The sequence below is a fragment of the Pectobacterium carotovorum genome (genome assembly GCA_016415585.1).
Classification (GTDB): domain Bacteria; phylum Pseudomonadota; class Gammaproteobacteria; order Enterobacterales; family Enterobacteriaceae; genus Pectobacterium; species Pectobacterium carotovorum_K.
Genome location: CP066552.1, coordinates 1,360,628 through 1,373,215, shown reverse-complemented (window position 1 = coordinate 1,373,215; position 12,588 = coordinate 1,360,628). Strand labels below are relative to the sequence as shown.

The 12,588-nt window shown below is 51.1% G+C and carries 10 protein-coding genes; 2 read left to right on the top strand and 8 right to left on the bottom strand.

Translation table 11 applies throughout. From position 1 onward, the window contains the following. Positions 1-124 precede the first annotated feature (124 nt). Positions 125-1,054, top strand: a complete 930-nt coding sequence (rdgC, locus tag JFY74_06085; GenBank protein QQG29608.1) for a recombination-associated protein RdgC — start codon at positions 125-127, stop codon at positions 1,052-1,054. Positions 1,055-1,210: 156 nt separating this feature from the next. On the opposite strand, the gene JFY74_06080 is transcribed toward rdgC, so the two are convergent. After that, positions 1,211-3,001: a HAMP domain-containing protein gene (locus tag JFY74_06080; protein QQG29607.1), complete on the bottom strand. Its 1,791-nt coding sequence runs from the start codon at positions 2,999-3,001 to the stop codon at positions 1,211-1,213. Positions 3,002-3,537: 536 nt separating this feature from the next. Here JFY74_06080 and JFY74_06075 point away from each other — a divergent pair. After that, positions 3,538-4,284, top strand: coding sequence for a GntR family transcriptional regulator (locus tag JFY74_06075; protein QQG29606.1), 747 nt, complete (start codon positions 3,538-3,540; stop codon positions 4,282-4,284). Here the strand turns inward: JFY74_06075 and JFY74_06070 are convergent. From JFY74_06070 to JFY74_06040, 7 genes are all read right to left on the bottom strand, one after another. After that, positions 4,258-5,235, bottom strand: coding sequence for a sugar kinase (locus JFY74_06070; protein ID QQG29605.1), 978 nt, complete (start codon positions 5,233-5,235; stop codon positions 4,258-4,260). The two genes, JFY74_06075 and JFY74_06070, sit on opposite strands and share 27 nt — an antisense overlap. Continuing rightward, positions 5,235-6,236 carry an ADP-ribosylglycohydrolase family protein gene (locus JFY74_06065; protein QQG29604.1) on the bottom strand — a complete coding sequence of 334 codons (1,002 nt, stop codon included), beginning with the start codon at positions 6,234-6,236 and terminating at the stop codon, positions 5,235-5,237. The genes JFY74_06070 and JFY74_06065 overlap by 1 nt, the downstream gene beginning before the upstream one ends. Next, positions 6,233-7,513, bottom strand: a complete 1,281-nt coding sequence (locus tag JFY74_06060; GenBank protein QQG29603.1) for an MFS transporter — start codon at positions 7,511-7,513, stop codon at positions 6,233-6,235. Before JFY74_06060 ends, JFY74_06065 begins: the two co-directional genes overlap by 4 nt. Positions 7,514-7,773: 260 nt before the next feature. Beyond that, positions 7,774-8,058: a pyrimidine/purine nucleoside phosphorylase gene (gene ppnP / locus JFY74_06055; GenBank protein QQG29602.1), complete on the bottom strand. Its 285-nt coding sequence runs from the start codon at positions 8,056-8,058 to the stop codon at positions 7,774-7,776. A 139-nt stretch (positions 8,059-8,197) separates the two neighbouring features. Continuing rightward, complete coding sequence (gene aroL / locus JFY74_06050) at positions 8,198-8,719, bottom strand: shikimate kinase AroL (protein ID QQG29601.1); 522 nt, start codon at positions 8,717-8,719, stop codon at positions 8,198-8,200. A gap of 281 nt (positions 8,720-9,000) precedes the next feature. Beyond that, positions 9,001-10,050, bottom strand: a complete 1,050-nt coding sequence (locus JFY74_06045) for a type II asparaginase (GenBank protein ID QQG29600.1) — start codon at positions 10,048-10,050, stop codon at positions 9,001-9,003. Between the two features lie 206 nt (positions 10,051-10,256). After that, complete coding sequence (locus tag JFY74_06040; protein ID QQG29599.1) at positions 10,257-11,903, bottom strand: multidrug ABC transporter permease/ATP-binding protein; 1,647 nt, start codon at positions 11,901-11,903, stop codon at positions 10,257-10,259. Positions 11,904-12,588: the final 685 nt, after the last annotated feature.

The following is a 12,588-nucleotide window of genomic DNA, read 5'->3' as shown; positions in this document are numbered from 1 at the left end:
AAGCGTGATAGGTATTCCTCTGAATCCCGGTATTTTATTCCACATAACCGCCTCGAATTCGTTATCATGCGCGCAACATTACAAACCCGCGTGCAAACCTGCGCGCCCAGTCAGGGATAACACCATGTCGTGGTTTAAGAACTTAATGATTTACCGCCTAAGCCGGGACAGCGTGCTGTCCAAAGATAACGTTTTATCTGCGGATGAACTGGAAAAACGGCTCAGCGCTTTCGCGTTCACCCCGTGCGGCAGTCAGGATATGATGAAAACGGGCTGGATATCGCCGATGGGATCCCATAGCGATGCCTTAACGCACGTCGTTAATGGGCAAATCGTTATTTGCGTCCGCAAAGAAGAAAAAATCCTGCCTTCTCCGGTCATCAAGCAAACCCTTCAGGCCAAGATTGAACGTCTGGAAGCGGAACAGCACCGCAAGCTGAAAAAAACCGAAAAAGACTCGCTGAAAGATGAAGTGCTGCATAGCCTGCTACCGCGTGCATTCAGCCGTTTCAGTCAGGTTTGGCTATGGATCGATACGGTTAACGGCCTGATTATGGTCGATGCCGCCAGCGCCAAAAAAGCGGAAGATACGCTGGCACTGCTGCGCAAAACGTTAGGTTCGCTACCCGTTGTGCCGCTGACGATGGAAAACCCCATCGAGCTGACGCTGACCGAGTGGGTTCGCTCCGGTGAGCCGGCGGCAGGTTTCGCGCTACAGGATGAAGCAGAACTGAAAGCCATTCTGGAAGACGGCGGCGTTATCCGCTGTAAAAAACAGGATTTGGTCTGCGATGAAATCGCCGTACACATTGAAGCAGGCAAACTCGTCACCAAGCTGGCGCTGGACTGGCAGGAACGGATTCAGTTGGTCTTGTCTGAGGACGGTTCAGTAAAACGCTTGAAGTTCTCCGATACGCTGCGGGAACAAAACGACGATATCGATCGGGAAGATTTTGCTCAGCGGTTTGATGCTGATTTTATTTTGATGACCAGCGAGCTGGCGGCATTGATTGCGAATCTGATTGAAGCGCTGGGCGGAGAAGCCCAACGTTAATGCTGTTGATTGTTAATACTATCGATTGTTAATACTATCGATTGTTAATACTATCGATCGTTAATACCATCGATTATTAATACTGCCGATTACTAATACAGTCGGTGATTGCCCGCCAATATTCGGCGGGCAATACTTCTTCACTGCCGGAACCCGTTAGACCCGGAATGCCCCGACAACGGCGTTCAGTTCTTCAGCCTGTGACTGCAACGCACCCGACGCAGCAGCAGATTCCTGTACCAGCGCGGCGTTTTGCTGCACCATCGAATCCAACTGTGCGACCGCTTTGTTGATCTCGTTGATCCCACGCATTTGCTCATCTGCCGCATGCGTGATTTCAGACATCACCGAGCTCACCGTAGAGACGCCGCCGACAATTTCATTCATCGTGTCGCTGGCCTGACGAACCTGCACGGAGCCAGAAGTCACGCTGGAGACCGTCGATTCAATCAGCTCTTTAATTTCTTTTGCGGCCTGCGCACTACGCTGTGCAAGGCTGCGAACTTCACCGGCAACCACGGCGAAACCACGGCCCTGTTCACCCGCACGCGCCGCTTCTACTGCAGCGTTAAGCGCCAGAATGTTAGTCTGGAATGCAATGCCATCGATCACGCCGATGATATCGCCGATTTTCCCAGACGCGACCACGATCTCTTCCATCGTGACAATCACATCGGACACCACTTTTCCGCCTGTGCCGGCATCTTTCGACAGCAGCAGCGCTTTCGCGTTAACCTGCTGTGCAGAACCTGCCGACTGCGTAACCGCCGCAGAAATTTCTTCCAGCGAGGCTGCGGTTTGCTGAATGCTCGATGCCGCAGATTCAGTACGCGCAGAGAGATCGTTGTTCCCCGCCGAGATTTCATCCGCCGCGACCTGAAGCGATGCGCTGATATCGCGAATCTGCATCATGACCTGACTGATTTTGTCGACAAAGATATTAAACGAGCGGGCAATTTGCGCCACTTCATCATGCCCTTCATCCGGCAGACGCTGCGTCAGATCGTTATTACCGTTGCTGATATCATCCATTGCGTCGCGGATTTGCAGCAGACGCTTGAGCGCTGACGCGATGATGAAACCAATCACCAGCGTGCCCAACAGTGCGATAACAACTAGCGTGATCACAGAGGTAGACAGCAGAGAATTCATGCCCGCTGTCGCTTCAGCTTTGTCCAACGCCACCAGCATGAACCAGTTCGTGCCAGCAATCGGTTTTGCCACCACAAGCTTTGTCACGCCAGAAAAGTCCACATCGCGGGCGCTATCGGCTGAAAGAATGTCGTTCAGATCAATCCCAGGGGCAATGTCGCTGATATTTTTCAGCGTCAGTTTTTCATCCGGGTGAGCAATGATCAGACCGCTACGCTCGATGAGAACGCCGAAGCTATCTTTGGCTGGGTTAATCGCTTTGACGTTTTCAATCACGCTGTTCATCGTGACGTCGCTACCGACGACGCCTCTGACCGTTCCGCCTTCCACCACGGAAGCAACGAAAGACACCACCAGGGTATTCGTCACCGCATCAACGTAAGGGGCAGTGACCAGCGGTTTGCCCTCTTTCACCGCCTGCTGATACCAGGGCCGGACAGTCGGGTTGTAATCGGGAGGAATACCGCCAGAATCGGCAAACTTGGCCGTGCCATTGGCATAGCCCATGTACACATTCAGGAGTCCGCCGGATGCCGCAATCTGTTTAAACAGCGGAATCGGATCCTCATCGGTTATGACTCGGTCGTGCAACGCAGAGATCATCAGCGTTTTAGAAGCAACCCAGTCGCTAATCGCGATACTATGGCTAGTGGCTACCGCATTCAGCGTATTCTGGATCGATTCCTTATTCGCGTTATTGGCGATGGTGTAGTTAAGAAAGGTATTGATAACAAGTGAAAGCACAACAATGGTAGAACAGGCCGCAAGGATGCGGGATCGAGTCGTTTTCAGCATAAAATACTCTTTGCGTAGAATAGTTATACTATCCATAACGGCAGAGAAAAATAAAACTTGAATATGATCACATTATACAATCGCCATTTATCTTAAAACGCTGAAAAATAGTTACTACGTTCAACCACACTCTTATAAAAAAAAAGGCATCAAATGGATTTCCAATCGGAAATTCAACATAAACAGCTAAATTAAAGAAAATAAATAAAATAAAAAACTTACTTAATCGCATAATGTAAAATTATTAGCAAACACCGTAATCTGTTGCACTTTAACAATTCAGGGATTATTCCTAATAATCGTGACATTCTTTTACTCTGTTAATTAATAAAAATCATTAAATAAAATAACTCATATATGGAATTAATGATTAGCGTTACAAAGGATAGATGACATTTTCATGACAGAGCAACATGCTAAAAATCACATAAAATATTTTATTTTATGTGGTAATCCACGATTGCCATTTTCAGTATAGAGGTAATAAGACCAGTGGTATTATGGCGTTTACGCAGGCCGATCAGGATCAGAGAAGAATGGAACACGCGCATACTCGATTAATAGAACAGCTTACGCAGCGCTTTGCGGCAACAGACAATACCCCACTCTACCTAAAGTTTGCCGAAACGGTAAAAAATGCCGTGCGCAGCGGCACATTGGAACATGGCAATATTCTGCCGGGAGAACGTGACCTGAGCCAGTTGGCTGGCATATCCCGCATTACCGTGCGCAAAGCGATGCAGACGTTGGAAGAAGAAGGCGTGGTGACCCGCGTGCGCGGCTACGGGACGCAAATCAATAATATTTTCGAATATTCGTTGAAAGAGGCGCGCGGCTTTTCACAGCAGGTCGTGCTGCGGGGCAAAAAGCCCAATACGCTGTGGGTAAACAAACAAATCGTAAAAAGCAGCAAGGAAGTGGCCGAGCAGTTGGCTATTGCGCCAGACACCCCCGTTTTTCTGTTGAAACGTATTCGCTATGTGGATGAGGACGCCGTTTCGATTGAAGAGTCGTATGTTCCGGTTGATCTGATCGCTGACGCTGACGATATTGGCGTCTCGCTTTATGACTATTTTCGTAGCCAGAACATCAATCCGCAGCGTACACGCAGTCGCGTCAGCGCGCGTATGCCCGATGCCGAGTTTCAGTCACATATTCAGCTTGATAATAAAGTACCGGTTCTGGTCATCAAGCAGATTGCGCTCGACCCACAGAACCGGCCCATTGAGTACAGCACCAGCTATTGCCGCAGCGATCTATACGTTTTCGTCTGCGAGGAGTAACCGAGCACGAAGTTCAGCCAGCGTAGGCGCACAGTCTCCGCCACGGTGGCTCACGACATACGCCGCAACGGCGTTCCCTAGCGTGACGGCCTCAGCCAACGACCACCCAGCGGCCAAACCAGCCAGTGTCCCGCCCGCGTGGCTGTCCCCTGCCCCGATGGTATCCACCACTGTTGCCGGAAACGGGGTGACGAGGCCCTCAGAAGCGGCATCGAAATACCACGCTCCCGCTTTGTCCTGACGAATAATCACCGGTGCACGGTACATCTCCCGCCAGGCGCGCCCCAGCGTTTGCACATCAGCCGACACACCGAGCAGATCCGCCGCCACGTCCGCTTCCTGACGATTAAGGGAAACCACCGGGTGAAGCGCCATAATGCGTGCCATCAGGCTTGCGGGTATATCGGCAATGCGCGGGCCAAAATCGATGAATGGCGTGACGTTATGCAAGTTTTCCAGCCAGCTCACCAGACGCTCACCGCACGGCGCCGCCAGTTGATAGCCAGACAGGTAGACCAAACTCCCTGCTGCGACGGATAACGACACCAGCCAACTGTCGCTCCACTGGTTCTCAACCCCGCTGAAGGACATAAAAGTCCGTTCGCCGTCCGGTTCAACCAGCGCCAGACACCAGCCGTTGTCTCCCTCATCGGTTTGTACCACCGTGGTGATATCCTGCTTTTCCAGACTCTGACGAATGATATCCGCCCACACGCCCTGCCCGACGGGCAAGGCGTTTTGCGCGGCTATCCCAAGGCGTTTAAGCGCGATGGCAATGTTCAAAGCGCAGCCGCCAATATTCACGCTTTGCTGCTTCAGTTCAATATCACACCCGCGATATGGCAGAGCGTAAGCATCGGCAATCACGTCAATCACCGCCGCTCCGATGATGGTCAGCGGCTGACGCGTCGTTAGCTCATCCAGTTTTGCAGCAAGTTCGCTGGCCTTCATCACGCCTCCCGTGCTGAGCGGTATTGCTGGAGCAGGCTGGCATAGCGGGTAAAATCAAGCAGGTTAGTGTCATCCAGTTCCTGCTTCAACGCGGCATCAATCGCTGTGACCCCGTGCAGCGCACCGCATATTGCGGTCGCCATCGCCCCGATAGTGTCGGTATCCCCTCCGAGGTTGGCACACAGAATCGCACAGCGATTTGGGTCAGTCTGCGCCAGTTCCACCATCGCGATTGCCGTAGCGACGGATTCAATGGTGCTCGTTCCTGCGCCAATCAGCTGATAAAGCTGCTCGCTGGCGCTTTCCGTACCGTTTGCACGGCGCACGATACTTAGCGCCAGTTCCAGACGCGCGGCAAGGGAGGCACTAAACGTCGTGATACGCTTTTCCTGCGCGTGGCGTGCGACAGACGGCAGTGCGTCGACGATCTCCTGCCAGCTGGCACCGTCAATCGCCCGGGAAATAGCCCAGGCAACGACGACCGCTCCCGCAATCGCCAAATCGGATTTATGCGTCGGGCTAGAGGCCAGCGCTACCTGATCGATAAATTCATCAAGATCGTGCGCAGGCAGCAGACAGCCTAGCGGGGACGCCCGCATTGCAGCGCCGTTCGTGACGCCATTGTTTTCCAGCTCGCTGACGGATGTGCCCTGTCGAATAGCCTTCAACGCAATTTTAGAGGTGGGGCCGAGCACATTCTTATTAAATGCATCGAACGATTCCGCCCATTTCAGGATGTGACGGCCAATCGCATCGGCATTGATTTCGCCATCACATTCAATGATGGCATCGGCCAGACTCAGCGCCATCGAGGTATCATCCGTAAATTCGCCACGGCCAAAATAGCACGCCGCATTGTTTTCCGCCGGGCCGGGTAAAAAGCGATCAATCCAGCCAAAATGCGCTTTCACTCGCGTTCGGGGCCACAGTTCCGATGGCATGCCCATCGCATCCCCTAAAGCCTGGCCGTATAAGGCACCGAGAATACGTTCTTGTTTCATTTGCTTTCCTCTGTACTGAAATGCTTGTTCTTTGCACCGTCTACATCAATGGTCGAGATCGTCTTATCCGATTCACGGAAAAACAGGATAAAGATCAGCGCAATAATCGCGATCATCACCGCACCAAACAGCCACATACCGGTCCAGTTAAAGGTCAAACCATTCACCGGCTCACCGTGGGCGAAAAGTTTCTCCATCATCACGCCACCCAAACGGTATCCCAACAGGCTACCGAAGCCCTGACAGCAGAGCGTAATCAGCCCTTGTGCTGCCGTGCGCATATGTACCGGCGCTTTTTTATCAACGTAGATGTAGGCGGTCACATAGTAGAAGTCGTAACTCACGCCGTGTAGCAGGATGCCGAGGAACAGCAGTGCGTACGTGAAGTAATGATAAGCATCGCCGTAGACGAAGAAGACATAGCGGATAGCCGCCGTCACCAGCCCCAGTAATAATACCTTTTTAATACCAAAGCGTTTGGTGAAAAACGGCAGCGCCAGCATAAAGAAAATTTCAGAGAACTGGCCCAGCGTCATCCAGCCTGTCGCATTCTTCATGCCGACTTCGGTGAGGAAGCCCGTGGCAAAAATGTAATAAAACGCCAGCGGCATCGCGAATAAGAAGGAGCAGACAAAAAACACCAGAAAATTTTTGTCTTTCAGCAACACAATCGCGTCCAGCCCCAGCATGACTTTAACATCCATCTTGCCGGTGCTTTTCGGTGGCGTATTGGGCAGGAAAAATGCAAAGAAACCGAGCAACACGGAGCTGGCAGCGGTAATCAGCAGCGGAACATTGGTGGGGGAAATATCGCTAAACCCAAGCCACGTCGGCAGAAAACCGCAGACAATCCCAGAGGCGATCCAGCCAATCGTTCCCAATACCCGGATGCGTGGAAAATCCCGTTCGACATCGGCAACATGCGAGAAGGCGATACTGTTAGTCAGTGCAATCGTCGGCATGTAAGTTAACGAATAGGCCAACAACAGTGGGAAGAAATACATAAATTCCGTTTGCTGCGCCGCGAAGTACATCAGTATCGCCCCGGCGAACATCAGGACTGCCAGCACCTTTTGCGCGGCAAAGAAGCGATCGGTGAGCGATCCCACCAGAATCGGCGACAGAATCGCGGCAATCGCGGTACAGGCATACGACCAGCCGATTTCACCCGCCGTAAATCCGCTTTTGCTCAGATACAGCCAGAGTGGAACGAACCAGGCTCCCCAGATAAACCATTCAACGAACATCATGAACGACAGCTTTGCTGTAGTTTTCATATTTACATCCTTCATGACAGAGTAAGGTACACCTTTAAAATACCAATTAATAATACCTTTTAAATACCTTTGCGTTCATTACTTGAGCTACTTAGCATTTTTGCAGCATTATTTACTCCCATCAGGGGAAGAATGGCAGAGAAAGGCACTAACCGCGTTGGGGGAACAAGAGGAATGAATCAGGATGAGCATAAAAAACACCGCATTATGTAGCACACAATGCGGCGAGAATGATCTAATCTACAGAGATAGAATAGAAATTACAGGTATTTACACAGATAAGAGGTCGGTTCGACCACCTGTAAGTTGAACTCACTTTTTCCCGAAACGAAAAACGTTTCTCCCGGTGTGAAAACCTGCCAATCCGGTGCGTCAGGCAGCAGGACTTTCAATGTTCCGGTGATCACCGTCATTTCTTCCGGTTGCCCAGTTCTAAAGGTGTATTCACCCGCATCCATGACGCCGACACTGGCGCGGTCAATGCTGTCGCCTTCAAAACCGATTGATTTGACCTTCCCTGCAAAATACTCATTTACATTCAGCATAGCGCGGCACCTATCATCGAAAAAATTCAGGAAATTCATCTTAAAAGGAGAGTCGAGCCACTGTCACGATCTATTCATTGAAAGTTGGTGTTCGGTAACACTGACTGGTGATTATTTTGCCAGTGTCCGGTCCACTTTCCTATGCAGCCGACGAGCGCAGCGCTTTCAACACGCTTGCCACAATCGCTTCCGGCGTTTGTGATGCATCGATGACGTGGTGCGCGACGCCGCGATAAAGCGCCTCGCGCGCGGCCAGTACATCAGCCATTTCCTCTGCGATAGGACGACCCGTCAACGTCGGACGCTGGTTATCCTGCGGATTTTCTTCCAGCCGCTGAGCCAGTAGCTCCGCATCCGCATGGAGGTAAATAACTGTGCCTTTGTCATGCATAAAACGCCGATTGGCTTCCGCCAACACCATACCGCCACCCGTCGCGACGATGCAGCGATTAGACGTCACCTGCTGAAGCGCCAGACTTTCACGCTGGCGGAACCCATGCCATCCTTCCTGCGCAACCACATCAGCCACCGTCATATTGGTGGTCTGCTGCATAAACAGGTCAGTATCGACAAAGTCATATCCTAACGCCTGCGCCAGTTGATGCCCAACGGTGGTCTTCCCACAGCCTCTGGCACCAACCATAAAAATGGGGTGTGTCATGTAATGACGTATCCTTCTTCTTTATTCACCCACTCCGTCATACTTCAAGCTGGACGCGCGTAGGCAGTCCCGCCACTCGAATTATTTCGGGTATCAAAGATAAATAAGGGTGATTACCTGCTTTGTCGTGAGCTGAATCATACCGATAAAATCAACAGAGAGGGAAGTGACTTCTCAGTGGAAACGAAAAGTTGAATAACCAAAAGTAAAAATGGGATGACAGGAAGTAAAAAGCCCCGCGTTTAAAGGCGGGGCTACCACACTAAAAATCGATCAGGCGATTAATACGCGTGGAAATAATCCTGAATCACCGCTGGGTTCGTCGTTTTCGTCAGCGCCAGCATTAGCAGAATGCGTGATTTAGCCGGGCTCAGAGAATCGGCAACCAGACCCGGTTGGCCCGCGTCCGGTGGCACGATGCCGCTGCCGGTACGGCTGGAACGCACAACAACGATACCTTTGCTTTCCGCTTTACGGATGCCTGCATCGCCGCGCTTGGATACTGAGCCTGCACCCATCCCCGCATACACGATGCCTTTTACACCGTGTTTGATAGAAGCGTCATACATGTATTCAGGGTCGTCCTGATAGCCATAAATAATGTCGACAGCTGGCAGTTTATCTACGTTGGTCACGTCAAATACGGAACGTGTGGTGTGAACTTTATCCAGACGCGTCTGGTAATAAATTTTGTCACCGATAATCACGCCCAGATAACCTTCTTCTGGCGCTTTAAAGGTGTCCAGCGTAGAAGCGTTGGTTTTGCTGATGAAACGAGCAGAACCAATACGGTCGTTCAGCACAACTAAAACGCCGCGACCGCGAGAGTTTTTATCCGCTGCCACTTTTACTGCGCCGTACAGGTTCATTGGGCCGTCGGCACTGATTGCCGTTGCCGGACGCATCGCGGCGGCAAAGACCACCGGTTTGTCACTCTTCACCGTCAGGTTCAGGAAGTAAGGCGATTCGTCGAGCGTATCCGTACCGTGCGTAATGACCACGCCATCAACATCGCTGCGTGCCAGCAGCTCGTTCACGCGCTTGCTCAGCTTCAGCAGCACGTCGCTGGTCATATTTTCACTACCGATGCTGGCAACCTGCTCGCCTGAAATATTGGCAAGCGTTTTCAGCTCTGGCACCGCTTGAATCAGCGTCTCTACGCCCAGCGCACCGGCTTTATAACCTGTGGTTTGCGTGTTGGCCGCAGCGGAGCCTGCAATCGTACCGCCCGTTGCCAAAATGACAATGTTAGGCAGATTTTCTGCCGCATTTGCCAGAGACGAAAAACAAACAAAAACAACAACGAATAATGCGTTAAATATCCTTTTCATAACCTATACCAACTTATTGAGTTAAGTGGCAGACCAGATACGTCAGATGCCTGATCTGTAAGTAAAAAACGCCCATTCTGTTAGCAACCTGCCAACATTGGCGCTTATAATGCCCCAGAATTCAACGAATTAATATATGCCTGTGAGACTTCACGCTAACGGTGTGTGATGTCTCACAGCACGGTGTTCCACCGCGCCGATTTGCGTTACCGGCTAATCTGCGCCACGGCATCCTGCGAGGCCTGTTCACGCGCGTCCCCCGTCAGTTCTGACAGCGTTCCCTGATGCATTTCAAGCAGGCGATCGGCGTGTTCAAAGTAGTGATCGTCATGACTGATCGCCACAATCGTTTTCCCCAATGCGCGCAGCTGCGGTAACAGCTCAAGATAGAACACGCGGCGGAATTGTGGATCCTGATCGGCCGCCCATTCATCCAGTAGCAGGATGTCCCGCTGTTCGGCGACAGCAAGCAGCAGCGCCACACGCTTACGCTGCCCTTGAGAAAGCTGTAAGTTCATCACCTGATGATTCTCCAGCGTCAGCTTATGCCGCATGTTCAGGCGATCCAGCCAGCTATCGACCAGCGCCATATCCGGCTCCGTTCCGTTCGGCCCCATCATCTGCCCGAACAGGTGGAAATCGGTAAAGATGGCAGAAAGTAGCTTTTGGTAATCCTCTCGCGTTTCCGCCGTAACGGGGCGGTTATCCAGCAGCAACGAGCCGGAAACCGGGGTATAAAGCCCCGTCAGCAACATCGCCAGCGTAGATTTCCCACTCCCGTTGCCACCGATCAGAAACACCAGTTCACCACGCGTTATCACCAGATTGATCGGTCCGACTTCAAAGCCGGAGTCGTCATAGCGAAACACCACGTCACGCAGTTCCAGCGTGTGCCAGTCAGCAGGAGCAGCCGCTGCGGAAAACGCTTCCTGATAATCCGCCAAATCGAAACGTTTCAACTTATTAAACGCGACTTGCGCGCTCAACAGCGTCGGCAGTGCGCCAACGGCCTGAAGCATCGGCGTGCGTAAAAACAGCAGCGTCAGTGAGTACGTCGCCGCCACGTTGGTATCCGCCCAGCCGAGGTTGTTTGCCATGAAAAAGACCGCGCCAATCACGCCCAGCATCATAATATTCGACCAGTTCACTGCACTGAGGTGAAAGGTGTCGGCACGAATTACATTCTGTCGGTAATCCTGCGCATTAGCCTGATAAACCTCTTCATACAGCTTCTGCGCCCGTTCACGGTTGAGCGTCAGCTCTTTACGCCCGTTAATCACGGTTTCGTAATCTTTCTGGAGACGATCTTCCGCTTCCCGCACCTGAGTCAGGTGGCGATACACGCGGGAAACCAGCATAAAGCCGCCCCAGAGCGTTATCGAAATCCAAACGGACGTCACCACCAGCATTTTAGGGGAGAGCCAAGCCAGATAAGCGGCCGAACCAATGGTGAGCACAATGCCCTGAATCAGCTCCGGCAGACGCACAAATGCAATCGTGATATTGCGGATATCGCTGGACAGGCTGGCAAGCAGCTGCGCACTGCCGATCTGTTCGATACGGGCAATGTTAGTGTCCAGAATACGCTTAATAAATTGCCCACGCAGGCGGTAAACGAAATGGTGCCCCAGCGTCGTCAGCGCCAGTTGCGACACCAGCGTCACGCCCATCAGGAGCAGCAGCAAACCCAGAAATTGCGGCAATACGCTCAGTGACTGATTGACCGTTTCAATCAATTGCAGGTTGATAAAGGCAATAAGCCCAATGCCCAGTGCGGCACTCAACAAACTTAGCAGGATAACGGCAAGAAAGGGCCAACGGTACTGCTGGTAAACAATGCGGAGCAACTCCATAACAACCTGGTCTCTCAGATGAAAACAATCGCCCGCAGTGTAATGGGGATGACCGTGATATCAAGAATAATTCTCATATCCAGTACTACGCCAGACGCCATCTATTCAAAAACCACGCCTGGTATCGTCAATACAACGCATAAGAAAATATGATTAATCATCACACTTCGTTATCATTTTGCTGGTAACACACTCCGCTTAACACTCGCGTATTACCGCCAACGAAAATAAACACAAATTGATACAACAAATCCAGATAAAGCCTCCTTCTTAACGTTGAGTAGCTCGCATCGCCCCACTCAAATGTGGAAAAAAGCATATTGTCACGCCATCAGGTGCGCTAAGTAATGGTAATTCAACATGATAATTAGTGTGATAGTAATTAACTAATAATAGCAACACCGCTAAGCCATTTAACACGTAAAAATATTGTCATATTTTTATTTTCAAAACATTTCAAAAAAATTGGATTTTTAGTTAAGCCACTCCTATAAATATCAATAATTGGGTTGAAGATCATCCCAATAACCTAATCCCTACGAAAAGAGATGCACAGCAATTTATTTAATCATATTTGACTATTTCTGTTTCTTGTTTCTGAACCAGGTCAGCTTTAGCGACCCCTCTGTTTGTTGGTGGTGCATATCCCATATTGTTGGTGGTGCATATCCCATACGTCCCCCAC

Coding starts and splice junctions, on each gene's coding strand:
- rdgC (QQG29608.1), top strand. CDS start 125: ATGTCGTGGTTTAAGAACTTAATGATTTACCGCCTAAGCCGGGACAGC.
- JFY74_06080 (QQG29607.1), bottom strand. CDS start 3,001: ATGCTGAAAACGACTCGATCCCGCATCCTTGCGGCCTGTTCTACCATT.
- JFY74_06075 (QQG29606.1), top strand. CDS start 3,538: ATGGAACACGCGCATACTCGATTAATAGAACAGCTTACGCAGCGCTTT.
- JFY74_06070 (QQG29605.1), bottom strand. CDS start 5,235: ATGAAGGCCAGCGAACTTGCTGCAAAACTGGATGAGCTAACGACGCGT.
- JFY74_06065 (QQG29604.1), bottom strand. CDS start 6,236: ATGAAACAAGAACGTATTCTCGGTGCCTTATACGGCCAGGCTTTAGGG.
- JFY74_06060 (QQG29603.1), bottom strand. CDS start 7,513: ATGAAAACTACAGCAAAGCTGTCGTTCATGATGTTCGTTGAATGGTTT.
- ppnP (QQG29602.1), bottom strand. CDS start 8,058: ATGCTGAATGTAAATGAGTATTTTGCAGGGAAGGTCAAATCAATCGGT.
- aroL (QQG29601.1), bottom strand. CDS start 8,719: ATGACACACCCCATTTTTATGGTTGGTGCCAGAGGCTGTGGGAAGACC.
- JFY74_06045 (QQG29600.1), bottom strand. CDS start 10,050: ATGAAAAGGATATTTAACGCATTATTCGTTGTTGTTTTTGTTTGTTTT.
- JFY74_06040 (QQG29599.1), bottom strand. CDS start 11,903: ATGGAGTTGCTCCGCATTGTTTACCAGCAGTACCGTTGGCCCTTTCTT.